Origin of the sequence: Roseibium sediminicola (assembly GCF_023156505.1) — a bacterium.
Lineage (GTDB): Bacteria > Pseudomonadota > Alphaproteobacteria > Rhizobiales > Stappiaceae > Roseibium > Roseibium sediminicola.
Genome location: NZ_JALNMJ010000002.1, coordinates 396,180 through 418,402 on the forward strand (window position 1 = coordinate 396,180; position 22,223 = coordinate 418,402).

Annotated in this window: 22 protein-coding genes and 1 pseudogene; 11 read left to right on the top strand and 12 right to left on the bottom strand. The window is 59.8% G+C overall.

The features are described 5' to 3' along the window. From M0H32_RS04810 to M0H32_RS04830, 5 genes are all read left to right on the top strand, one after another. Nucleotides 1–1,251, top strand: a complete 1,251-nt coding sequence (locus M0H32_RS04810; protein ID WP_248151385.1) for a bifunctional 2-C-methyl-D-erythritol 4-phosphate cytidylyltransferase/2-C-methyl-D-erythritol 2,4-cyclodiphosphate synthase — start codon at nt 1–3, stop codon at nt 1,249–1,251. A gap of 3 nt (nt 1,252–1,254) precedes the next feature. Beyond that, on the top strand, nt 1,255–1,764 hold the full coding sequence (locus M0H32_RS04815; RefSeq protein ID WP_248151386.1) for a CinA family protein: 510 nt from the start codon (nt 1,255–1,257) through the stop codon (nt 1,762–1,764). A gap of 104 nt (nt 1,765–1,868) precedes the next feature. Beyond that, the gene (locus M0H32_RS04820) at nt 1,869–2,336 is read left to right on the top strand and encodes a hypothetical protein (RefSeq protein WP_248151387.1); all 468 of its coding nucleotides are present in this window, start codon (nt 1,869–1,871) and stop codon (nt 2,334–2,336) included. Between the two features lie 157 nt (nt 2,337–2,493). After that, entirely contained in the window at nt 2,494–2,967 is a 474-nt protein-coding gene (locus tag M0H32_RS04825; RefSeq protein ID WP_248151389.1) for a hypothetical protein, read from the top strand. A gap of 101 nt (nt 2,968–3,068) precedes the next feature. Then, the gene (locus M0H32_RS04830; RefSeq protein WP_248151391.1) at nt 3,069–3,503 is read left to right on the top strand and encodes a hypothetical protein; all 435 of its coding nucleotides are present in this window, start codon (nt 3,069–3,071) and stop codon (nt 3,501–3,503) included. Between the two features lie 217 nt (nt 3,504–3,720). Here M0H32_RS04830 and M0H32_RS04835 read toward each other — a convergent pair whose 3' ends face one another. The 10 genes from M0H32_RS04835 to M0H32_RS04880 form a co-directional block, all read right to left on the bottom strand. Further along, entirely contained in the window at nt 3,721–4,173 is a 453-nt protein-coding gene (locus tag M0H32_RS04835) for a type II toxin-antitoxin system RatA family toxin (RefSeq protein WP_248151399.1), read from the bottom strand. Between the two features lie 24 nt (nt 4,174–4,197). Further along, nucleotides 4,198–5,172 carry a lipoyl synthase gene (lipA, locus tag M0H32_RS04840; RefSeq protein WP_248151408.1) on the bottom strand — a complete coding sequence of 325 codons (975 nt, stop codon included), beginning with the start codon at nt 5,170–5,172 and terminating at the stop codon, nt 4,198–4,200. Nucleotides 5,173–5,228: 56 nt separating this feature from the next. Then, entirely contained in the window at nt 5,229–5,648 is a 420-nt protein-coding gene (locus tag M0H32_RS04845; RefSeq protein WP_248151412.1) for an acyl-CoA thioesterase, read from the bottom strand. Nucleotides 5,649–5,664: 16 nt separating this feature from the next. Then, complete coding sequence (locus tag M0H32_RS04850; protein ID WP_248151413.1) at nt 5,665–5,904, bottom strand: GlsB/YeaQ/YmgE family stress response membrane protein; 240 nt, start codon at nt 5,902–5,904, stop codon at nt 5,665–5,667. Nucleotides 5,905–6,115: 211 nt separating this feature from the next. After that, nucleotides 6,116–6,364, bottom strand: a complete 249-nt coding sequence (locus tag M0H32_RS04855; RefSeq protein WP_248151414.1) for a GlsB/YeaQ/YmgE family stress response membrane protein — start codon at nt 6,362–6,364, stop codon at nt 6,116–6,118. Nucleotides 6,365–6,562: 198 nt separating this feature from the next. Then, entirely contained in the window at nt 6,563–8,011 is a 1,449-nt protein-coding gene (lpdA, locus tag M0H32_RS04860; protein ID WP_248151416.1) for a dihydrolipoyl dehydrogenase, read from the bottom strand. A gap of 70 nt (nt 8,012–8,081) precedes the next feature. Further along, nucleotides 8,082–9,521 carry a pyruvate dehydrogenase complex dihydrolipoamide acetyltransferase gene (locus tag M0H32_RS04865; RefSeq protein ID WP_425607292.1) on the bottom strand — a complete coding sequence of 480 codons (1,440 nt, stop codon included), beginning with the start codon at nt 9,519–9,521 and terminating at the stop codon, nt 8,082–8,084. Beyond that, nucleotides 9,439–10,833: a pyruvate dehydrogenase complex E1 component subunit beta gene (locus M0H32_RS04870; protein ID WP_248151422.1), complete on the bottom strand. Its 1,395-nt coding sequence runs from the start codon at nt 10,831–10,833 to the stop codon at nt 9,439–9,441. Before M0H32_RS04870 ends, M0H32_RS04865 begins: the two co-directional genes overlap by 83 nt. 14 nt (nt 10,834–10,847) lie before the next feature. Then, nucleotides 10,848–11,897 carry a pyruvate dehydrogenase (acetyl-transferring) E1 component subunit alpha gene (gene pdhA / locus M0H32_RS04875; RefSeq protein ID WP_248151426.1) on the bottom strand — a complete coding sequence of 350 codons (1,050 nt, stop codon included), beginning with the start codon at nt 11,895–11,897 and terminating at the stop codon, nt 10,848–10,850. Nucleotides 11,898–12,071: 174 nt separating this feature from the next. Continuing rightward, nucleotides 12,072–12,413, bottom strand: coding sequence for an FtsB family cell division protein (locus M0H32_RS04880; protein ID WP_248151429.1), 342 nt, complete (start codon nt 12,411–12,413; stop codon nt 12,072–12,074). 123 nt (nt 12,414–12,536) lie between these two features. On the opposite strand from M0H32_RS04880, the gene M0H32_RS04885 reads away from it, so the two are divergent. Continuing rightward, the gene (locus M0H32_RS04885) at nt 12,537–13,199 is read left to right on the top strand and encodes a protein-L-isoaspartate(D-aspartate) O-methyltransferase (protein ID WP_248151432.1); all 663 of its coding nucleotides are present in this window, start codon (nt 12,537–12,539) and stop codon (nt 13,197–13,199) included. 513 nt (nt 13,200–13,712) lie between these two features. Here M0H32_RS04885 and M0H32_RS04890 read toward each other — a convergent pair. Beyond that, entirely contained in the window at nt 13,713–15,605 is a 1,893-nt protein-coding gene (locus tag M0H32_RS04890; protein ID WP_248151438.1) for a L,D-transpeptidase family protein, read from the bottom strand. Between the two features lie 580 nt (nt 15,606–16,185). Here M0H32_RS04890 and M0H32_RS04895 point away from each other — a divergent pair. Continuing rightward, on the top strand, nt 16,186–16,662 hold the full coding sequence (locus M0H32_RS04895) for a hypothetical protein (protein WP_248151442.1): 477 nt from the start codon (nt 16,186–16,188) through the stop codon (nt 16,660–16,662). A gap of 81 nt (nt 16,663–16,743) precedes the next feature. Here M0H32_RS04895 and M0H32_RS04900 read toward each other — a convergent pair whose 3' ends face one another. Next, entirely contained in the window at nt 16,744–17,304 is a 561-nt protein-coding gene (locus M0H32_RS04900; protein ID WP_248151445.1) for a single-stranded DNA-binding protein, read from the bottom strand. Nucleotides 17,305–17,865: 561 nt separating this feature from the next. On the opposite strand from M0H32_RS04900, the gene uvrA reads away from it, so the two are divergent. The 4 genes and pseudogenes from uvrA to M0H32_RS04920 all read left to right on the top strand — a co-directional run bounded on the left by uvrA (nt 17,866) and on the right by M0H32_RS04920 (nt 22,147). Beyond that, the gene (gene uvrA, locus M0H32_RS04905; RefSeq protein ID WP_425607293.1) at nt 17,866–20,796 is read left to right on the top strand and encodes an excinuclease ABC subunit UvrA; all 2,931 of its coding nucleotides are present in this window, start codon (nt 17,866–17,868) and stop codon (nt 20,794–20,796) included. Between the two features lie 243 nt (nt 20,797–21,039). Beyond that, nucleotides 21,040–21,189 carry a DUF1127 domain-containing protein gene (locus tag M0H32_RS04910; RefSeq protein ID WP_248151447.1) on the top strand — a complete coding sequence of 50 codons (150 nt, stop codon included), beginning with the start codon at nt 21,040–21,042 and terminating at the stop codon, nt 21,187–21,189. A 220-nt stretch (nt 21,190–21,409) separates the two neighbouring features. Then, nucleotides 21,410–21,634 (top strand): annotated as a pseudogene (locus M0H32_RS04915) (DUF6429 family protein). Nucleotides 21,635–21,997: 363 nt separating this feature from the next. Then, on the top strand, nt 21,998–22,147 hold the full coding sequence (locus tag M0H32_RS04920) for a DUF1127 domain-containing protein (protein WP_248151450.1): 150 nt from the start codon (nt 21,998–22,000) through the stop codon (nt 22,145–22,147). Nucleotides 22,148–22,223: the final 76 nt, after the last annotated feature.

A 22,223-nucleotide genomic window follows, 5' to 3' on the forward strand; every position in this document is an offset into this window, starting at 1 on the left:
ATGACCAAACCCGCAGCTGCTTTGATTGTCGCAGCTGGCCGCGGTACGCGGCTTGCGGGATCCGCGGACGCCCTACCCAAACAATACCGGCCGCTGGCCGGCCGTGCCGTGCTGACCCATACACTGACTGCCCTTGGGAATCACCCACGGATTGAGCATTTGGTTACGGTGATTCATCCGGATGACGCAGACCTTTATGAAAGTGCCGTTGCCCGTCTGGACGAACCGACCGCCCGCAAGCTGGCTCCACCGGTCCTGGGAGGCGCGACCCGCCAGCAATCCGTCCTTTCCGGACTGAACGCGCTGGCGGGCTTCGGCTGCGGCTCCGTTTTGATCCATGATGCCGCGCGCCCGTTTGTCGGTCAGACCGTTCTCAACAATGTGTTTGCGGCGCTGGATACGGGCGCGGAAGGTGTTCTTGCGGCCATCGCCGTCACCGATACGCTGAAACGCGCGGATGCCGAAGGACATTCGCAGGAGACCGTTGACCGGACCGGCTTATGGGCCGCTCAAACCCCTCAAGCTTTTCCATTCGACCGGATACTTTCCGCACACCGGAAGGCGGCTGATGCCGACCGGCAGGATTTCACCGATGACACCGGGCTTGCGGAATGGGACGGAATGTCCATTGTGTTGAGCGAAGGCGATCCGGCCAATTTCAAAATCACCACCGCCGCCGACCTTCGGCGTGCGGAAACACAGGCACTGTCCCAGAAGATGGCTGATCCCGGCACCCGCCCTTCCCTTCTTGACCTGACCGATATCCGCATTGGCATCGGCTATGATGTCCACGCCTTCGAAAACGGCGATAGCGTCATCCTGGGCGGCGTCGAGATTCCGCACACCCAAAAGCTCAAGGGTCACTCGGACGCGGATGTGGTCCTGCACGCGATCACCGACGCCACATTGGGCGCCATCGCCGATGGCGATATCGGCCAGCATTTCCCGCCAAGCGATCCGCAATGGAAAGGGGCCGCGTCGGACCGTTTCCAGGAAGATGCCCTGCGCCGGGTAACTGCCCTCGGCGGCCGGCTGGCTCATATCGATGTGACCATCGTATGCGAGGCTCCCAAAATCGGTCCGCACCGGGAGGCCCTGCGCGCCTCGATCGCCCGCATCTGCGCCCTGCCGGTGTCCCGTGTGTCGGTCAAGGCAACCACGTCGGAAAAACTCGGGTTCACCGGCCGCAAGGAGGGCATTGCCGCGCTTGCCAGCGTTACCGTGCGCCTGCCTTTTGACGAGGAAGATTGATCCATGAGCGAACCTTCGCCGCACAGCCTTGACGACCTCGCTCCCCTCGCCGCTCAGGTTCTGGACGCACTGAAGGCAGCCAACAAGATGGTCGCGACGGCCGAATCCTGCACAGGCGGTCTGATTTGTGGCGCGCTCACCGAAATCGCAGGCTCTTCAGCCGCCGTGGACCGGGGCTTTGTCACCTATTCCAATGAGGCCAAGGCCGAGCTCCTGGGCGTGCCTTCCGACCTGATCCTGAAAGTCGGCGCCGTGAGCAAGGAAGTTGCGATTGCCATGGCCGAAGGGGCCTTGCAACGCTCCAATGCCGATATCACGGTATCCGTGACCGGGATTGCAGGCCCGGGCGGCGGCAGCGCGGAAAAGCCCGTCGGTACGGTGCATCTTGCCATCGCGCAAAAGAACAGGACAACAGACCACATTCACTGCTGGTTTGCCGACCAGGGCAGAAGGTCGATCCGCCTGGCCACAGTTCAGACTGCGCTCATATCGATTTTAAATGCACTTTCCTGAGTAAAAACCTATTAACGCTTCAACAAGTTGGCGCTGGGTTTCCCCATTGGTTACACGTATAGTCAGCAGTGTTGACCTAATGGGAAGCCAAGCTCAAATCCATCATGTTGAAGAAAATACTCCTCCTTGCCGCCATCGTCTGCATGGGCGGCGCGGCCAAAGCCGATGCAATCCCGCAGCCGGGTGACTTCTATCTAATTTCACGGGACCGGAGCGGCATCTTTGTCGGCAGCCACAAATTGTTTCTGGACTATTCCCGAGGCTTGAAGCAGGTCGCCTATTGCCAGCGTGACTATTTTGTCCGCGGCCATTCGGTAGCCTGGACACAGATCGAGACCGAGCGTGGCAACACCGTGCGCATCGAATACAATTTCGGACGGGGCTGGCGGCCGATCTGCGACAATCCGGAACGCCAGGTGACGCTCGAGGATATCGGTATCACGGACACCCCACGGGACGTGCTCGCCAGCGAGGATGAGAGCGAAAAAGCACGAGGCCGCCTGTCCGCGATCGGCGCGATGTTCCAGCCCGATGATCGAGGCAACGGACACAGCACTTATCATACGCGATGAGCCCATCGTGGCCGGCCTCTGATGGCCGGGTGCGAAAACCGGTAAAGTTTTAATAAAATCGTATTGCAATTGAAAAGCTGATTTACAGACAAGTCCCTTAAGTTGAACCTTTGCAGGATTAAACGCGCGAAATGATTTCGCAGTACAGGGAACGGATATGTCAATCCACAAATTCCTCCTAACGGCAGGCGTAGTCTGTCTGGCAGGCACATGCGCCTATGCCGGAGGCGATGTTCCGATTGTCGGCGACACCTATATGATCTCCCGTGACGGTCAGAACTTTCGCGGCTCGCACCGGATCTACGACCGGATGTCGGAAAACCTGATCGAGGTGGAATATTGCGGCCGGTCCTATTGGGTCCGCTACGCGACCGTTGCTTGGACCCAGCTCGAAGTGGAGCAGGACTACGTGGTCCGCGTGGAGTTCAACTGGGGCAAGGGCTGGCGCCCGATCTGCGAACATCCGGAACAACAGGTAACGCTTGAAGGTCTCGGCGTGAGCGAGGATCCCCGCATCGTTGTGCAAAACGACGGTGCATCCGTCCGTCGCGTCAACAGATTTGCAGTTATCCGGAAGGCCTTCCAGACGGAAAACGGCGACGCGGCCGCCAAGTCCTATCATGGCAATTGACTAAAATGCCAAGGGATCCCGGTAAGGCTCAGGTAAGCCAACCAGGCTAATATCGATATTGGAAGAGGGTGAAGGGGCGACGCTGAAAAGGGAAACCTGACATGAAACGCTTTCTGGCGTTCCTTGCAGTTCTGATCGCCGGTGGCCTCGGCCCGGCCGGCAGCGCTTTCGCTCAGAGCGATTTCTACATCCGTTCGCAATATTCCAACGGTACCTTCACCGGCTTTCACGAAATCCTGACGAAACCCAAGGAAGGCTATCATGAAGCCCGCTATTGCGACCGGACCTTCTGGGTGTCTTCGACGACGGTCATCTGGACCGAGGAAGAGGCCGCGGCCGGCCGCAAGTTGATTGTCGAGGAAAATATTGGCTCCAACCGGCGCACTGTTTGTGCCGACTATGCCGATTTCGCGACCCTGGAAGACCTGGGTCTCAAGAAACGGGAAGTCGAGCAGATCCGCAATCGCAACGAACCGCTCGACATGAAATCAAGCCGGATCCGCGTCATTCGGGATGCCTTCAAGCAGTTCAAATAGGGATCGCTCCCCTAAAGAGACTGTTGCGGCAATGATCTTACTGAGTCACCAAACCCAGCACGTCATCCTGAGGAGGCGCGAGAGCGCCGTCTCGATGGATCGAGCACAAGCACCGGAACAAGCGGCCCATCCTTCGAGACGCGCACAAGTGCGCTCCTCAGGATGACGATTGTTTTCAGGCACTTGCTGAGTATTCAAAAGCTGCAGGCCACCGCCCCTAAGCCCCATAGACCTCATCGGCACGCGCTTCGAATGCGCTCGAGAACTTGCGGAACGCCTTGTCGAACATGACACCCATCAGCGTGCCGAGCGTGCGGCTGCGGAACTCGTAGGATATATAGAAGCCGACGGTGCTGCTGCCCTCCCCGGCGTCCTCGAAGGTCCAGGTGTTTTCCAGATGCTTGAACGGCCCGTCCAGATACTCCACCTGGATCGTGCGCTCCGCGGGCTTCAGTTCAACCCGGCTGGTGAAGGTTTCCTTGAACAGCTTGTAGGCCACTGTCATGTCGGCGACCAGCACCGTGCGCCCGTCTTCCAGCTCCTTGTGGCCGCGCACATGAAGGTCCTGGCAGAGCGGCACGAATTCCGGATAGCGCTCAACGTCCGCCACAAGGCGGAACATGTCATCCGCCCCGTGATTGACCTTGTGAGAAGATGAAAAACTTGGCATGCGAGGGTCTCGAGACCTGAGGTGTCAGTGGCCGAGCTTGGCCTTGCGCGCCGCCCGAAGGTCGGCGAAATCCTCGCCAGCATGGTGCGACGACCGGGTCAGCGGGCTTGCCGACACTTTTAGGAAGCCCTTGGCGTAGGCGATACGCTCATAGCCCTTGAACTCTTCCGGCGTAACGAAGTCGATCACCGGGTGGTGCTTCTTGGACGGCTGCAGATACTGGCCGATGGTCAGGAAATCGACATCCGCGGCACGCAGGTCATCCATCAGCTGCAGCACTTCGTTGCGCACTTCGCCGAGCCCGACCATGATACCGGATTTGGTGAACATTTCCGGATCAAGCTCCTTCACTTTCTGAAGAAGACGGATTGAATGGAAGTAGCGCGCGCCCGGCCGGACTTTCAGATATTTCGACGGCACGGTTTCCAGATTGTGGTTGAAGACGTCCGGCTTGGCCGCGACAACAATTTCAAGGGCCCCATCCTTGCGCAGGAAATCCGGCGTCAGCACTTCCACCGTCGTGGTCGGCGAGGTCTTGCGAATAGCGTTGATCACGTCGGCGAAGTGGGTCGCACCGCCATCGTCGAGGTCGTCACGGTCCACGGAGGTGATCACCACATGTTCCAGGCCCATGGCGGCTACCGCGTCGGCGACGCCCTGGGCTTCCTTCGGATCGACCGGCCCCGGCATGCCGGTGCGCACGTTGCAGAAGGCGCAGGCGCGGGTGCAGGTGTCGCCGAGGATCATGAAACTGGCGTGTTTCTTCGACCAGCATTCGCCGATATTCGGGCAGCCGGCCTCTTCGCACACGGTCACCAGGTTGTTGTCGCGAACCACGTTCTGTGTTTCGCGGTAAACCGGCGACGTCGGCGCCTTGACGCGGATCCATTTCGGCTTGCGCTGAACCGGATTGTCCGGGCGATGGGCCTTTTCCGGATGGCGCGGGCGCGCATCGGAGGTGTCTTTCGGGCGATTGAGCGTGTCGACGATCGTAACCATGGGCCTTAAGTGTCGTGATTGCTGAAAAAGGTCAAGCCATAAAGCCGTTAAGCCAGCTATGTGCTTAACGCGGGGCTGATGTAGGTTTCGAGCCTTGTCCGCGCCTCTTCGGTCAGCGGATGAGACTTGCGGGTTTCTTCATTCATCTGGACGATCACCGTGACCGCGCGGGCGACCGGCTTGCCGTCCTGATAAACCTCTTGGAACAGCTTGAACGAGCTGCGGCCGACTTCAGTGACAGCCGTGCCGATTTCCACTTCGCCCGGCCAGTTGATCTCGGACAGGAAATCAAGTTCCAAACGAGCGATCACGAAGGCCGCGCCGTCATCCGCAAGGCCTGCACCGAAGATGATTTCCACCCGGCCGGTTTCCAAGAAGGTCGCGAACACCGCGTTGTTGACATGGCCCTGGCGGTCCGTGTCGGCGTAACGCAGCTTGTCGCGGGCTTTCAGCGGAAAGTCATCGATCGTGGTCAAAACGGCCGTCCCGGTCTTACTTGAACAGTTTCTTCCAGATGAACAGGAACAGGATCGCCCCGATAACGGCAATGATCAGCCGGTCGAGAATGCCGCCCGTGACGTTGAGATTGAGGATCGCGGCCAGTTCACCGCCAAGCAACGCGCCGACAAGACCAACGACAAGACTGCCGAGGAACCCGCCCCGGCTGTTGAGCACCCGGTGGGCAACGGCACCCGCGACAAGACCGATGATGATGGTGATGATCAGACCCATCGCGGGGGCTCCTTATTTGAATTCCCTATATGCAGTATACCCACCGACCACTGCTATCGGAAAGGCTATGTAGGCACTCAGCGGCGCGGGCAGCAATACAAAAAAGATTGCCGCCTGGACTATTAAGGCTATGGCACATATAGAGAATTTAACATCAGTTGATTGTTTTTTCAGCCAAGTAAGCATTCATACTTCAGCTTTTTCCGGTGGCCTAGGCGATCAGACGCGCCAGCAGAACAACGACAATCGCACCGATGGCGGCCACGACGATCTCGTTCACATACTGGTTGCCGAGATTGATGTTGATGCCGACGAGCTTGAACAAAAACCCGCCGACAAAGGCACCGACGAGACCGATGATCAGATAGCGGATCAACCCGCCACCGCCGACAACAACACTTGCAAGCCAGCCGGCGATGATGCCGATGGCCACCCAGATCAGAATTGCTTTCACATCCATATCGAAAGGCTCCCTTTGACCGCTTGTGCAGACGGCTTCACGTTAACCTGTTCAGATGACGCGTCCAGCACCGAAGTGACAAAAATGCCTATGGGTTTCGGCGGTCCGTTTCACGTCCTGGGGCTGACTGACGGCATTGGGCAAAGCTTTGGCCAGTGAAGACGGCCCCGCCCTTTTCAAAGGCCGGGGCCTGTCCGGTCAGGCGTTCAGGACCTTGCCATAGGCGTCGAGCACCGATTCCTTCATCATTTCCGACAGGGTCGGATGCGGGAAGATCGTGTGCATCAGCTCTTCTTCGGTCGTTTCCAGGTTCATGGCGACCACAAAGCCCTGGATCAGTTCGGTCACTTCCGCGCCGCACATATGCGCGCCGAGCAGCTCACCGGACTTCTTGTCGAAAATGACCTTGATCATGCCGTTGTCTTCGCCGAGCGCGATGGCCTTGCCGTTGGCGTTGAACATGTAGCGGCCAACGCGGATCTCGCGGCCCTGTTCCTTCGCCTTGGCTTCCGTCAGGCCAACCGAGGCAACCTGGGGGTTGCAGTAGGTGCAGCCCGGGATCTTGCGGTGATCCATGGCATGAACGCCCGGCACACCGGCAATCTTCTCGATGCAGATCACGCCCTCGTGCTCGGCCTTGTGAGCCAGCATGGGCGGACCGGCGACGTCACCGATGGCGTAAAGGCCCGGCACGTTGGTGCGGCCGTAGTCGTCGATGACGACGCAGCCGCGGTCGGTTTTGACGCCGAGCGCTTCCAGGCCGATATTCTCGATATTGCCCTGAACGCCAACGGCGGAAATCAGGTGATCGGCCGTGATCTGCCTGACCTTGCCGTCCTTGGTCTCCACATGGGCGGTGATCGAGTTCGCCGCCTTGTCGACCTTGGTCACCTTGGCTTCGGTGATGATCTTCAGGCCGCGTTTTTCCAGCGCCTTGCGGGCGAATTTGGAGATTTCCTCGTCCTCGACCGGCATCACATTGGCCATCAGTTCGACAACGGTGACGTCGACGCCCATGGAGCGGTAGAAGGAGGCGAATTCGATGCCGATGGCACCGGAGCCCATGACGACCAGCGACTTCGGCATCTTGGCCGGTTTCATCGCCTCGAAATAGGTCCAGATCAGCTTGCCGTCCGGCTCGATGCCGGGAAGCGCACGCGGGCGGGCGCCGGTCGCGACGATGATGTGCTTGGCGGTGTAGGTGCCCTCGCCCTTGACGCCCTTGGGAACGGGATGCTGCGGCTCGACCACCGGCTTGGTGGACTTGCCGACGGAAATCTCGCCCGGCTTGGTCAGCTTGGCTTCGCCCCAGATGACATCGATCTTGTTCTTCTTCATCAGGAAGCCGACGCCGCCATTCAGCCGCGCGGAGACGCCGCGCGAGCGGGCGACGACGTCCTTGACGTCGGCCTTCATGGTGCCTTCCAGCGTCAGGCCGAAGCTCTTGGCGTGGTTGGCGTGGTCGAAGATTTCAGCAGAGCGCAGCAGCGCCTTGGTCGGAATGCAGCCCCAGTTGAGGCAGATGCCGCCAAGATGTTCGCGTTCGACAATGGCAGTCTTGAAGCCCAGCTGGGCGGAGCGGATCGCGGTGACGTAACCGCCCGGCCCCGAGCCGATGATGATCACGTCATAATTGGTGTCAGCCATGGTGTTTTCCCCGGCGCAATTGGTCATCGTGAAAACGGCGCGGCGTTGCCGCCGCGCCGGAGAGCCTGGATCAGACCAGCATGCTCATCGGATTTTCGATGTAGCCCTTGAAGGCGGCCAGAAGCTCCGCGCCGAGCGCTCCGTCCACGCAGCGATGGTCGGTGGACAGCGTCACGGACATGACGGTGGCCACAGCCAATTCGCCGTCCTTGACCACCGGGCGCTTCTCGCCGGCGCCGACGGCCAGGATGGTCGCGTGCGGCGGGTTGACGACCGCGGAGAAGTTCTTCACGCCCATCATGCCCATGTTGGACACCGCCGTGGTGCCGCCCTGGTACTCCTCGGGCTTCAGCTTCCGCTCCTTGGCACGCTTGCCGAGATCCTTCATCTGGTTGGAAATCACCGACAAAGGCTTTTCTTCCGCGCTGCGGATGATCGGCGTGATCAGCCCGCCCGGAATGGACACCGCGACACCGACATCGGCATGCTTGTGCATGACCATATTGTCGTCGGTCCAGGAGACGTTGGCATCCGGTACATCACGCAGCGCCAGGGCCAGAGCCTTGATGGTCATGTCATTGACCGACAGCTTGTAGGCCGGCTTGCCGTCCTTGTCCTTGGCGGCCGCATCGTTGAGCTGGGCGCGGAGTGCCAGCAGGGCATCCAGCTCCACATCCACGGAGACATAGAAATGCGGAATGGTCTGCTTGGATTCCGTCAGGCGCTTGGCGATGGTTTTGCGCATGCCGTCATGCGGCACGAGCTCGTAGCTGTCCTTGTCGAACAGCTTCAGCACCTGATCCGCGGACGGACCTGCAACCGGAGCAGCAGCTGCTGCTGCCTTCGGAGCCTCGGCAGCGGCCGGAGCTGCCTTGCCGGTGCCGGCTTCCAGAGCCGCCTCGATGTCACGCTTGACGATCCGGCCGTGCGGGCCGGAGCCTTTCAGCGCTTTCAGGTCAAGACCGTTGAGCTGCGCCAGACGACGCGCGAGAGGAGAGGAAAAAATGCGGCCGCCATCGGCCGCCTTCGGCGCCGGCACCGGATCGGTTGCCGCCCTGGCGCCGACCTCGATCGCCGACGAGCTGTCCGGCACGGCCGGAGCGGCGTCGCCGCCGGACGGTGCCGGGGCAGCTCCGCCGCCGGAGGTGTCGATGGCGCTGGCATCTTCGCCGTCTTCCAGGAGGACGGCGATCAGCGCATTGACCTTGACGCCTTCGGTGCCGGCCGCCACGACGATCTTGCCGACCTTGCCCTCGTCGACGGCTTCCACTTCCATGGTCGCCTTGTCGGTTTCGATTTCCGCGATGACGTCACCGGCGGAAACCTGATCGCCTTCCTTGACCAGCCACTTGGCCAGGTTGCCCTCCTCCATCGTCGGAGAAAGGGCCGGCATGGTGATATTGATTGGCATGTCCGTGTCCCTCGCCTCAGGCTGTGTAGGTGACGGCTTTGACCGCGTCGATGACTTCGCCGACATTCGGCAGAGCCAGCTTTTCAAGGTTCGCGGCATAGGGCATCGGAACGTCCTTGCCGGTCACGCGCAGGATCGGTGCGTCGAGATAATCGAAGGCCTTTTCCTGAACCTGGTAGGCGATTTCCGAAGAGACCGAGCACATCGGGAAGGCTTCTTCGATGGTCACGATGCGGCCCGTCTTGCGGACCGAAGCCAGCACGGTGTCGATGTCCAGCGGACGGATCGTGCGCAGGTTGATCACCTCGGCCGAAATGCCCATACCGGCCAGTTCCTCGGCGGCTTTCAGCGTGTAGGTCATGCCGATGCCCCAGGAGACAAGCGTCACATCGGTGCCGCCGCGCTCGATCTTGGCCTTGCCGATCGGCAGCACAAAATCGTCCATGTCCGGGATATCGAAGGAGTGCCCGTAAAGGATTTCGTTTTCCAGGAAGATCACCGGATTCGGATCGCGGATTGCGGCCTTCAGAAGACCTTTCGCGTCCGCAGCCGAATAAGGCTGAACCACTTTCAGACCCGGCACATGCGCATACCAGGACGCATAGTCCTGGGAGTGCTGGGCACCGACGCGGGCAGCCGCGCCGTTCGGGCCGCGGAACACGATCGGCGCACCCATCTGACCACCGGACATGTAGAGCGTCTTGGCGGCGGAGTTGATGATCTGGTCGATCGCCTGCATGGCGAAGTTGAAGGTCATGAACTCGACGATCGGCTTCAGACCGGCCATGGCCGCACCGACACCCATGCCGGCAAAGCCGTGCTCGGTGATCGGCGTGTCGATGACGCGCTTCGCGGAGAACTCGTCGAGCAGGCCCTGCGTGATCTTGTAAGCGCCCTGATACTCGGCAACCTCCTCACCCATGATGAAGACGTCAGGGTCGCGGCGCATTTCCTCGGCCATGGCGTCGCGAAGAGCTTCGCGCACGGTGGAGGATTTCATCGCCGTGCCTTCCGGAACTTCCGGGTCCTCAGGCGTGTCGATGGCAGGAGCCTGCGGTGTCGGTGCGGATGCAACCGGTGCTGCAGGTGCGCTCGGCGCTTCGGCCGCGGCCGGAGCGGCGGCTGCCGCCGGTGCAGAAGCTGCCGCGTCAAGCGCGCTGGCATCCTCGCCATCGGCCAGAAGAATAGCGATCTTCTCGTTGACCTTGACGTTGTCGGTGCCTTCGGCAACCAGGATCTTTCCAAGCGTGCCTTCGTCGACCGCTTCCACTTCCATGGTGGCCTTGTCGGTTTCAATCTCGGCGATCACGTCGCCAGCGGTGACGGCGTCGCCCTCGGCTTTCAGCCACTTGGCGAGCTTGCCTTCTTCCATTGTCGGCGAAAGCGCCGGCATCAAAATGTCGATCGGCATAATTATCCCCGGCGTTAGAGCAGAATGTCGGTGTAGAGTTCGGACGCATCCGGCTCCGGATCGGTCTGAGCGAATTCGGCAGCTTCGGCGACCCTGGCGCGCACATCCTTGTCGATGGCCTTCAGGTCGTCTTCCGTTGCCCAATTCTTTTCCAGAAGCCGCACGCGGACTTGCTCGATCGGGTCGTGTTCGGTGCGCATCTTCTGCACTTCGTCCTTGGAGCGGTATTTCGCCGGATCGGACATGGAATGACCACGATAGCGGTAGGTGCTCATTTCAAGGATATAGGGCCCCTTGCCATCCCGGCACCATTGCAGCGCTTCCGCGGAAGCGGCCATGACAGCGCGCACATCCATGCCGTCGACCTGCTTGCCCGGAATGTTGAAGGAGGCACCGCGCTGCGACAGGTCCGTCGTGGCGGAGGCTCGGGCGACGCTGGTGCCCATGCCGTACTTGTTGTTCTCGACAACATAGACGACCGGCAACTTCCAAAGTTCGGCCATGTTGAAGCTCTCGTAGACCTGGCCCTGGTTGGACGCGCCATCGCCGAAGAAGGCCATAGCGACATTGCCGTTCTCACGGTACTTGTTGGCGAAGCCGAGGCCGGTTCCAAGGGACACCTGGGCGCCGACGATGCCGTGGCCGCCATAGAAGTGCTTTTCCTTGGAGAACATATGCATGGAGCCGCCCTTGCCTTTCGACAGGCCGCCGCGGCGGCCGGTCAGCTCGGCCATGACGCCTTTCGGATCGAGATCCATGGCCAGCATGTGGCCGTGATCGCGATAGCCGGTGATCATCTGATCGCCGTCCTTTTTGGCCATCTGCATACCGACGACGACAGCTTCCTGCCCGATATACAAATGACAAAAACCGCCGATGAGGCCCATGCCGTACAATTGCCCGGCTTTTTCCTCAAATCGGCGGATCAGAAGCATTTCACGATAGGCGTGGAGTTCCTGGTCCTTGTCGAACTCGGCGATCGCAGGCTTCGCCTTTTTGGCGGTGCTGCGGGTCCGGCTTGAGCTCTTAGAGCTCGCGGAAGTGGTCTTTGATGCTGTGGCCATAACCCTCTTCTCGGCGTGACGTTTCCCCTAAGACAGGTAGGAGCAACTTATCCTGTTGCCGCTGTCAATCCAATCCATCAATCTCGCACTGCGAAAGAACAACAAGTTCCTGCAGGGAAACGTGAATTTAGATTTTAACTGGATTTTTGTTAAGTAGAAAGAATAAACCGAAATTCAGTTCATGCTGTAACGGTGTCCGGGACGCAGCACGACCAGCTCATCCGGATGCACCAGATTGAGATTGAGCCGGGCTCTCTCGTCCAGCATGTCCGGATCGAGGCTCTCCGGACGGAGCAGGCTGACCTTTGCGACGAGCTCCTGACGCTCGGCTGTGAGTTCACCAAGTTCGGCTTCCAGTTCGGAGACCTGTCGCTCAATCATGGCACGCCCGACCATGCCCAGTTCGCCGCTCATCGCATGAAAGCCGAAATAGCCAAGCGCCGCAATGGCGATGACGGGCGTGATCAGGCGGCGAAGAAAGGACTGTTTTCTTTGACGGGTGGCTGCTCGGGGCACTCTTTGGACCTTAACGCTATACTCTGGTCTCTTGGTTCCAACACTATGCGGTTTTAGGTTTAATAGAATCTTGAGACAGCCGGTCAAATGCACGGTAAATGTGTATCGGCGGGGAGAGTAGCCATGGACCCGTTTGCCGCCGAGCGCGAAGCAATGGTCGAGATCCAATTGCGCCGGCGCGGTATCCATGACGACCGCGTTCTGGCCGCCATGGCAAAGGTGCCGCGCCATCTCTTTGTGCCGGAGAACCACAGACACAACGCCTATTGGGACGGCCCGCTGCCGATCGGCTCCGGCCAGACCATCTCCCAGCCCTATGTCGTTGCACTGACGTGCGAATTGCTTGAGATCAAGCCAGAAGACAACGTCCTCGACATCGGCGCAGGTTCCGGTTATGCAGCTGCGGTTCTCGCCGAACTCGCCGCCAGGGTCGTCAGTATAGAGCGGTTGCCGGAGCTTACAGATCTGGCACGGAGCAATCTTGAAGCCGCCGGCTACGGAAACGTGGAAGTCCTGTGCGCGGACGGCACTTTGGGATGTCCGGACAAGGCCCCGTTTGATGCCATCGCCGTTGCCGCCGGAGCACCGGCCGTTCCCGCCTCTCTCAAACAGCAACTGAAGGTAGGGGGTCGCCTGGTGATCCCGGTCGGCACATCCAAGCGCTTGCAGGACCTTGTCCGGGTGCGCCGGGTCTCGGAACAAGAGTTCAAAACAGAGGACTTCGGCGGCGTCGCCTATGTGCCGCTGGTGGGTGCGGAAGGATGGTCGGAGGGGGACACCAACTGACGGCAAAACCCGTCATCCAAAGGGCTGGTCCTGGAAATAGGTAGCCGGAAACCATATGCCCCGGAAGATTGTGGGTTTCATATTCGGGACGACATGACCTTGATCCAGGTCTGGTATCTGTATGTTCTTCCGGATTTCAGCAGGTTCCGGCATCGGCCTGCTCCGAAACGGCCCGCATTTCAAGATCCGCATCGCATCATCTATATCTTCAGCCGTGACGCCAATCCCCAAGCGACAATCAGAAGGAATCGCTTCCCAGTCCGAAGGGTCAAACGCAAACCAGAACGTCGACAGAAGTGAATTTTTCAGCATTGAGTGCCATCGCCCAATGAGATTCAGAGCTTCGATTGTGGAACTTGTCCCATTGTCGAGACTTGAAGGCACGAGCGAATGCGAGCCGGAGCCAATGTCTGGCTCTGCCCAGTCATCAGCCCCTTGCCCGATCCCGGGTGTCGCTGTGCGACGCCCGGGAAAACGGGTTTCAAGACTGGCCGGCGTTTCCGCTCAACCTTGTCAGGACGTCCTGGCCTTGGCCCGTACCGCTTCGGTTTTTTCCAGCGCCTGCAGCAGGTACCGGTCGCGGTCATAAACGTCGGAATAGAACGCCACCGTCCCATCCAGATCCGGCCAGGCGGTGAAATAGGAGACATAGACCGGAATGTCACCGGACACTTGTTCCTGCTCGTTCTGCCCCTGTGCGATGCGCGAGGTCACATAGTCTTTCGACTTGCCGAGCACCGCGGCGGCCATGGCTTTCGGGTCATGCAGACGGATACAGCCGTGGCTGAAGGCGCGCATGTCCTTCTTGAAGAGATTCTTCGCCGGTGTGTCGTGCATGTAGATGTGGTGCTTGTTCGGGAACAGAATCTTGACTTCGCCAAGCGCGTTCGACTGGCCCGGATATTGACGCACATTGATGGTCTGCTGCTTGGAGGCAACCGCGTACCAGTTGACGGAGGCGGAAGAGACCTTCCGGCCACCGGCGGTTGACACCTCATAGCCTGCCCGATCCAGATAGCTCGGATCGTTGGCAAGTTTCGGCAGCATCTCGTTGACGATGATCGAATAGGGCACACCCCAGTAGGGATTGTATTCAACAATCTCGATCTTGTCGTAGAAGAAATTGGTCTGGTTCGACTTCTTGCCGACCACGACGCGCATTTGCAGCGGCACTTCATCCGGTGCGAAATAGGTCGCGGTGAAGGCGGCCTGGTTGATAAAGACCTTGCGCTCACCGAGCACCTCGGGAAGCCAGCGGCTGCGCTCCATCGCCAGTTCGACCTTGGCGATCTTTGCAGCATTGGTCTCACCGACCATGGCGTTGATGGTGTTCTTGCCGACAATCCCGTCCGGCGTCAGCTTGGCTTCCTTCTGGAACGCCTTGACCAGGGCCACCAGCTCCGGCGTGTAGATTTCGCCATCGTCGTAGGCTTCGAGCGTTTCCGCATGAGCCGATTTCAGTTCCTCGGAGCCGTTCTTGGCGACCGCCGCGACGACGTTCTTCATCTCGGGGCTGGATTTGCCGGGCTTCAGGAAGGTCCCCGGCGCAATGACGACCTGGTCAGCCTCTTGGTCTTCGGCCTTGAGACGTGCCAGTTCGGCGCTCAGCTTCTTGAAATGGTCGTTCTGCGGCTGTTGGGCGGCCAACTCGGCGGCGGCATCGTCGCTGCCGTTGAGCTCCTCCAGCGCAGCAACGAGATCCACTTCGTGGCGCGGCAGGTCGTGGTATTGAGAAATGCGGTTCGGATCGACCCGGCCCCGCTTGGCGTCAAGAACGTAGGTAAGCGCGGCTGCGCTGAGTTCCATCTCAAAACGCATCAGGGCCGCATCGCGCTCTGCCCCTTCCAGACCGGCTGTGGCCGGCAGGACAACGAAATAGTCGTCCGGGTTCAGCGCATAGACAGCCGCATTGGCCAGCTCACGGCGCAACTGCGCGGCCTTCACCGTTGCCTTGCCGTCGTCCAGCCAGAGAAAGTCCGGATGTTCACGGTAAAAGGCAATCAGGGCCTCGCCAACTTCGGGCAGCACGGTCAGGGACATGCCCTTGAGCGCCGGGCGGGCTTCGTCAAAGGCGGTCAGAACGACGGGCGTTTCCGGCGCCGTATCTGCCTGCGTGGCAGGCACATCAGTGTCCGCGCTTTCTAGGGCCGCGCCGGGCTGAACCTCGGCGGTTTTCTTTTCCGACAACTCTTCGAGGGAAACCCGTTTCCAGGAATCCGGCGAATAGTTCAGATAGCGCGGTGCGGACACCTTGACCTTGCTAGCCTGCTGCCGCAGCTCTTCCTGGCGCAGGCGTTCCTGGTCACGGCGCTGCTGCTCGGGATTGAACAGACGCTGCAAGAAATTCTGGGCGCTGGCCTGATCAACCGTCACGGCACTGAAGCCGGTTGCAATCACCGAAGCCATCAAGCCGGCCTTGAGCGATTTCCCGAGGAACGACCCAGTCCGTTTGGTCAGCACGTGACCCCGGTTCCGTCCGCGGTGTTTGACGTCATTTACTCGCATTGTCTCAACCCGAAATGTGTTAATGTGCCAGTACCGGTCAAGGTGCCCAGAATGACCGGTCAGAATCGTTCCCTGCCAGGAAAGCTGCGCCCGGTTAGCCGGACAATGTGTCAAGCCAGTGCCGGCCGCGCAATTTCCCAGACGCATTCATGTCTGAAACCACGCCAGCTTCCTGCTTGCAACCGGTTAATACTATAACAGGCCTCATCAGTCGGTTAAGGCAAACTGTCTTGCACAGGTTTTGAATTCACTTCGGTGTGACGTTAATGCCGCGTCCGCACATCTTTCGGGAACGGTCCAAGGTTTAATTCCACCCTGAATTGCAGGAACGCGCGTTAGAAGGAAAATCGGTGACTGCAACACCGCGCAAAAGCCTCGTCAGGAATGACAATCCGCCTCACCGTGACGAGGATCACTTCTCCCGGGACCAGGTCCGGTAAGCTGAAACTCACAAGAATGTGAAGGCCTGCCGGAGTTCGAAATGCCGTTTCAATTCAATGTCGGTGACCATTCCTCACCGGTTTGGAAATACAAAAAATTCAATTCCTCCCAATATGCGCAGCTGAAATGGGCGCGTAACAAGCTGTTCAAGATGGTCAGCGGCAACCCGTCCTGTAACGCCTATTTCCGCACCCTGCCCAGGGGGCGCAGCCTTTCCAGCCTGATCGGCGACAGCAGCATCTGGGTGAATTACGGTCCAACCATCTCTCCTCTCCACGGTGAGATCCATGTTCCCACGGGCGAAATTGCGGTCGGCGACCGTGCCTTCAACATGGGACGCTGGATGGTGCTGGCAACGTTGATTCATGAGCTGGCGCATTACAATGGGGCGCCGATCTCGGGCGGCGATACCAGCGCCGAGGAAGCCGTCTATCATTGCGGCCTGGGCACGGCGCGGGAGTATTACGACGGCGTCGACGACCCGCGCACACCCTATGATCCGACCATCGGCGGCTAAAAACAGCCTAAAAACATGAAAACGGGCGGCCTGATTGAAACCAGCCGCCCGCATATTTGGCATAACTTTTTGGCGTTGTGCTTAGAACGGAATCTCATCGTCCATCGGGCCGCTGCCGCCACCGCCGGACGGGCCGCCGAAGCCACCGCCGCCGCTGCTTGAGCCGCCACCGTAACCGCCGCCACCGCCGCCGAAGCTTCCGCCCGAGCCGCCGCCACCACCAAAGCTGCCACCGCCCTGGCTGTCATTGCCATAATCCGGAAGACCACCGCCGGATCCGGCGCCCTCGCCGCGACCGTCGAGCATGGTCAGGTTGGAATTGAAGCCCTGCAGCACCACTTCGGTGGAATAGCGTTCCTGGCCGGACTGGTCCTGCCATTTGCGGGTCTGCAACTGACCCTCAAGATAAACCTTGGAGCCCTTACGCAGATAGCTTTCGGCCACCTTGCACAGACCCTCATTGAAAATCACCACACGGTGCCATTCGGTCTTTTCGCGGCGCTCGCCCGTGTTGCGGTCCCGCCAGGATTCAGAGGTTGCGATCCGCAGATTGGCGATCGGCCGGCCGTCCTGTGTCCGGCGGATTTCCGGATCGGCTCCCAGATTGCCGACCAAAATGACTTTGTTGACGCTGCCCGCCATACTGCACTCCTGTTGTTCGCATGCGGCCCTGCCCGGTTGATCCGGGTTGTCGAAACGCCTTGCCGCTTATCCGCGCTGCTAGAAACCAGAACCCTAACGGTCCGCCAACAGCTGCGCCCGTCTTTTCCGGGCTCTGCACCCATTTTCCACAAGGCAGCAGCCCAGCACTGCCCGATTGCTCGGCCCAAAACGCCCTCGCCAAGGGCCTATTCCACCCCAGATTGCAGCCCGTTACAATTTGCTCCGCTTTTGTTCCGCAGCGGCAATTTCCAGTGTCAGGACCCAGGATCAAGCCTGACTGCCTTTCCCGGCACATGATCGGCGCTTCTTACTGACGCAACCTGCTTGCGTGTACTTGTTTTGTTCTTATCATTTCTGTAAAACCGATTCAATCGTTTGGCGGGCCCCGCAAAGGATTCTGGAGGTGTCAAGAAATGCCGCACTGGAAGCCGCGCGCCAAACTGCTATATCGGGGCAAACGGACAAACCGCATCAGACAATCTGTGCAGCGCCGCGCCGCCCAGGGCCGCCCGACCGCGCACCGGATCAGGAAGACCAGTAATGACGACATCCAAGGGCGCGAAGCCGGATGAATCCTGGAAAGATGACCCCACAAGGATGCTCAGCATCCGAGGCGCGCGCGAACACAATCTGAAAGGCGTCGATCTCGACCTGCCGCGCAACAGCCTGATTGTGATGACCGGCCTGTCCGGCTCCGGCAAGTCGTCCCTCGCCTTCGACACGATCTATGCCGAGGGCCAGCGCCGCTACGTGGAAAGCCTGTCGGCCTATGCGCGCCAGTTCCTGGAGATGATGCAGAAGCCGGATGTCGACCAGATCGACGGCCTGTCGCCGGCCATTTCCATCGAACAGAAGACCACCTCTCGCAATCCCCGCTCGACCGTCGGCACGGTTACCGAGATCTACGACTACATGCGCCTTCTGTTCGCGCGTGTCGGCATTCCCTATTCCCCGGCCACCGGCCTGCCGATCGAAAGCCAGACCGTCAGCCAGATGGTCGACCGGGTGCTGGGCCTTGAGGACGGCGCGCGGCTCTACCTGCTGGCACCGATGGTGCGCGGCCGCAAGGGCGAGTACCGCAAGGAACTGGCCGAGCTGATGAAGAAGGGCTTCCAGCGGGTCAAGATCGACGGCACGTTCTATGAAATCGCGGACGCCCCTGCCCTCGACAAGAAATTCAAGCATGACATCGATGTGGTCGTGGACCGTCTGGTCGTGCGCGATGATATCGCGGGCCGGCTAGCCGATTCCCTGGAAACAGCGCTCAAGCTCGCCGACGGCATCGCGATTGCCGAATTCGCCGACAAGAAAGACGAAAACGGCGACCCGGAACGTCTGATCTTTTCGGAGAAATTCGCCTGCCCCGTCTCCGGCTTCACCATTGCCGAAATCGAACCGCGGCTGTTCTCTTTCAACAACCCGTTCGGCGCCTGCCCGACCTGTGACGGTCTCGGTACCACGCTCGCCTTCGAGGAAGACCTGGTCGTGCCCGACCATTCGCTGTCCTTGCGCGAAGGCGCAGTGCTGCCCTGGGCAAAGACGGGGTCGACCTCGCCCTATTACGCCCAGACGCTGGAAGCGCTGTGCAGCCATTTCGACGTCTCCATGGCAACGCCGTGGAAGGATTTGCCTTCGGAGGTCCAGGACGCGATCCTGCACGGCACCGGCAAGACCGCGATCGAATTCGTCTATGACGACGGCGTGCGCTCCTACCGGACCGAAAAGACCTTCGAAGGTGTCATCGGAAATATCGAGCGGCGCTGGCGCGAGACCGAATCCACCTGGGTGCGCGAGGAACTGGCACGGTTCCAGTCCGACCACGCCTGCCCGGCCTGCAGCGGCTTCCGACTGAAACCCGAAGCTCTTGCCGTCAAGATCGCCAAGCATCACATCGGCCAGGTGACCGAGTTTTCGATCCGGCAGGCCAGCGCGTGGTTCGAGGCGCTGCCGGCTCAGCTGAACGACAAACAGAGCGAAATTGCCGGCCGCATCCTGAAGGAAATCCGCGAACGGCTAAAATTCCTCAATGATGTCGGCCTGGAATATCTGACCCTGTCTCGTGCTTCCGGCACACTGTCGGGCGGCGAAAGCCAGCGCATCCGGCTGGCCTCTCAGATCGGCTCCGGCCTGACCGGCGTGCTTTATGTGCTGGACGAACCCTCCATCGGCCTGCATCAGCGCGACAATGCCAGGCTCCTGGAAACGCTGAAACATCTGCGCGACCTCGGCAACACGGTGATCGTCGTCGAGCACGACGAGGACGCCGTCCTGACGGCGGATTACGTGGTCGATGTCGGCCCGGGCGCCGGTGTTCACGGCGGTGAGGTCGTTGCCAAGGGCACGCCGGCCGAGATCATGGCCAATCCGGCCTCTCTTACCGGCCAGTATCTCTCCGGAGCCATGATGATCGCGCGCGCGGATGGCCGCCGCAAGATCAACAAGAAGCGCCAGATTTCGGTTCGGGGCGCGCGCGGCAACAATCTGAAGGATATCGATGTCGATGTGCCGCTGAGCACCTTCACCTGTGTCACCGGCGTCTCCGGCGGCGGCAAGTCGACCTTTCTGATCGACACGCTTTACAAGGCCGCCGCACGCCGGCTGAACGGGGCCCGCGACAATCCGGCGCCGCATGACCGTATCGAAGGCCTGGAAGTGCTCGACAAGGTGATCGACATCGATCAGTCGCCGATCGGCCGCACGCCGCGTTCCAACCCGGCCACCTATACCGGCGCCTTCACGCCCATCCGGGAATGGTTTGCCGGCATGCCGGAAGCCAAGGCGCGCGGCTATCAGCCGGGCCGGTTCTCGTTCAATGTCAAGGGTGGCCGCTGCGAAGCCTGCCAGGGCGACGGTGTCATCAAGATCGAGATGCACTTCCTGCCCGATGTCTATGTCACTTGCGACGTCTGCAAGGGCAAGCGCTACAATCGCGAGACGCTGGAAGTCGAGTTCAAGGGCAAGTCCATCGCCGACGTGCTCGACATGACCGTGGAAGAAGCCGCGGAGTTTTTCTCAGCAGTCCCGGCCGTGCGCGACAAGATGGAAACCCTGGCCCGGGTCGGGCTCGGTTACATCAAGGTCGGCCAGCAGGCGACCACGCTCTCGGGCGGTGAGGCACAGCGGGTCAAACTCGCCAAGGAACTCTCCAAGCGCTCGACCGGCCGTACACTCTATATTCTGGATGAGCCGACCACCGGTCTTCACTTCCACGATGTCGCCAAATTGCTCGACGTGCTGCATGAGCTGGTTGACCAGGGCAACACCGTTCTGGTGATCGAGCACAATTTGGAAGTCATCAAGACCGCGGACTGGATCGTCGATCTCGGGCCGGAAGGTGGCGACGGTGGCGGCACGGTGGTCGCCCAGGGCCGTCCGGAAGACGTCGCAGAGGTCCCGGAGAGCTATACAGGTCAGTTCCTGCAGGAGCTGCTGCAGCGCCGGCCGCAACGCACTCCGGACGCCGCGGAATAGGACAAGACAGACCCAACTTTCCCTAACGGCAGAGCTTTGTGTGCATCGCACACTGGCTCTGCCGTTTGTTTTTATAAGCCTTTTCCGAACCACTTTCGTGCGGCTCAAAATTTTTTGCTGCATTGCACCACACGCATGTCAGACATGCAGAGATGGCACTTCTTTTAATTTGAGCGGTGAAATATATAGGATTCAACAACGGCGCGGGACGCGGCAGCGTTTCGGTAAATAAGGAAAAACAAAATGTTTGATTCAGTGCGCCAACGCTACAACAACTGGGTGAGCTATCGCCGTGCGGTCGACGAACTGTCCCGCCTTTCTTCGCGCGAACTCGCTGACCTCGGCATCAGCCGCGGCGACATCAAGTTTGTCGCCCGCCGTCACAACGGCTGACACATATAGAATCGCGTCCCTAGGCATCCTCCTCCCAGCCGACGGGCGTGTGACACGCAGGGCATCCTCCTCCCAGCCCTGTCACGTCGAAACGACGCCCGCCAGTACCTCCTCCCACTGGCGGGCGTTCGTTTGTCCGGCGTTTGATTTTCCATTTGAACGGCACATCCCAAACTGTCTCCATTCTGCGGACGCATTCCTCTGCGACTGGAGACCGTCAATGGCAATTGATTCCGACAAGACTGACGACGATGTTCTGGCACTGCTCTCCCTGACCCTGCATGAAGGCTAAAGAGCCTGGAAAGGCTACGACTGGGACGTACTGACCCGGTTGCATGAGAAGGGCTATATCGGCGACCCGGTTGGCAAGACCAAGTCGGTATGGCTCACCGACGAAGGCCTCAGACGGTCCCAAGAGCTTTTCGACCGGCTCTTTTCCAAATAGGTCATCGCCCTGGAAGTCATCACGAGCGGTCTCTGTTGAGCGCTGGTTTCCCGGCCACCCGGTCAAATTCAATTCTCCCCGGTCATTCGCCCCCCTACCTACGCGCCCAAACGCGCCAGCGGGCGAGCTCACCCCTTCGCATATGCGAGATGGATTTCAGGTCAGCCATGCACCAGGCGTGGGCGATTGTGACATTTCAACCCTTTTAACCCCTTATTAATCTGCAAAAAATGCATAGCTGCTTCGCGATTTGCCCTCTACCTCGCAGCGCACAAATTCCCTATCTTCCAATCATCAAAGACGAACGGGCCAGACGCCGATCCGCGGTGCCATGGCCATGAGATAAAGCGAAAGGCCTAAACCATGATCGATACCGTTGTTCGCAAATTCAACAACTGGAAACGCTTCCGTCAGACCTATGACGAGCTGTCCAACCTGTCCAACCGCGAACTGAACGACCTGGGCATTGCCCGCGCCGACATCGCGCATTACGCGCGTCAGTCCGCGAAATAAGTCAGTTTCGCGATCCCGAGGCATCCTCCTCCCAGCCAATGGATCGCATCCTCTGCGCCTTCAGGCGCAGAATTCA

Excerpts from the sequence above, each read along its gene's own strand:
- M0H32_RS04810 (WP_248151385.1), top strand. The coding sequence starts at position 1 with ATGACCAAACCCGCAGCTGCTTTGATTGTCGCAGCTGGCCGCGGTACG.
- lpdA (WP_248151416.1), bottom strand. The coding sequence starts at position 8,011 with ATGGCTGACACCAATTATGACGTGATCATCATCGGCTCGGGGCCGGGC.
- M0H32_RS04815 (WP_248151386.1), top strand. The coding sequence starts at position 1,255 with ATGAGCGAACCTTCGCCGCACAGCCTTGACGACCTCGCTCCCCTCGCC.
- M0H32_RS04865 (WP_425607292.1), bottom strand. The coding sequence starts at position 9,521 with ATGCCGCGAACCTTGAAAAGCTGGCTCTGCCGAATGTCGGCGAAGTCA.
- pdhA (WP_248151426.1), bottom strand. The coding sequence starts at position 11,897 with ATGGCCACAGCATCAAAGACCACTTCCGCGAGCTCTAAGAGCTCAAGC.
- M0H32_RS04830 (WP_248151391.1), top strand. The coding sequence starts at position 3,069 with ATGAAACGCTTTCTGGCGTTCCTTGCAGTTCTGATCGCCGGTGGCCTC.
- M0H32_RS04910 (WP_248151447.1), top strand. The coding sequence starts at position 21,040 with ATGTTTGATTCAGTGCGCCAACGCTACAACAACTGGGTGAGCTATCGC.
- M0H32_RS04850 (WP_248151413.1), bottom strand. The coding sequence starts at position 5,904 with ATGGGTCTGATCATCACCATCATCATCGGTCTTGTCGCGGGTGCCGTT.
- M0H32_RS04920 (WP_248151450.1), top strand. The coding sequence starts at position 21,998 with ATGATCGATACCGTTGTTCGCAAATTCAACAACTGGAAACGCTTCCGT.
- M0H32_RS04890 (WP_248151438.1), bottom strand. The coding sequence starts at position 15,605 with ATGGCTTCGGTGATTGCAACCGGCTTCAGTGCCGTGACGGTTGATCAG.
- M0H32_RS04855 (WP_248151414.1), bottom strand. The coding sequence starts at position 6,364 with ATGGATGTGAAAGCAATTCTGATCTGGGTGGCCATCGGCATCATCGCC.
- M0H32_RS04820 (WP_248151387.1), top strand. The coding sequence starts at position 1,869 with ATGTTGAAGAAAATACTCCTCCTTGCCGCCATCGTCTGCATGGGCGGC.
- M0H32_RS04870 (WP_248151422.1), bottom strand. The coding sequence starts at position 10,833 with ATGCCGATCGACATTTTGATGCCGGCGCTTTCGCCGACAATGGAAGAA.
- lipA (WP_248151408.1), bottom strand. The coding sequence starts at position 5,172 with ATGGTTACGATCGTCGACACGCTCAATCGCCCGAAAGACACCTCCGAT.
- M0H32_RS04835 (WP_248151399.1), bottom strand. The coding sequence starts at position 4,173 with ATGCCAAGTTTTTCATCTTCTCACAAGGTCAATCACGGGGCGGATGAC.
- M0H32_RS04900 (WP_248151445.1), bottom strand. The coding sequence starts at position 17,304 with ATGGCGGGCAGCGTCAACAAAGTCATTTTGGTCGGCAATCTGGGAGCC.
- M0H32_RS04895 (WP_248151442.1), top strand. The coding sequence starts at position 16,186 with ATGCCGTTTCAATTCAATGTCGGTGACCATTCCTCACCGGTTTGGAAA.
- uvrA (WP_425607293.1), top strand. The coding sequence starts at position 17,866 with ATGACGACATCCAAGGGCGCGAAGCCGGATGAATCCTGGAAAGATGAC.
- M0H32_RS04885 (WP_248151432.1), top strand. The coding sequence starts at position 12,537 with ATGGACCCGTTTGCCGCCGAGCGCGAAGCAATGGTCGAGATCCAATTG.
- M0H32_RS04825 (WP_248151389.1), top strand. The coding sequence starts at position 2,494 with ATGTCAATCCACAAATTCCTCCTAACGGCAGGCGTAGTCTGTCTGGCA.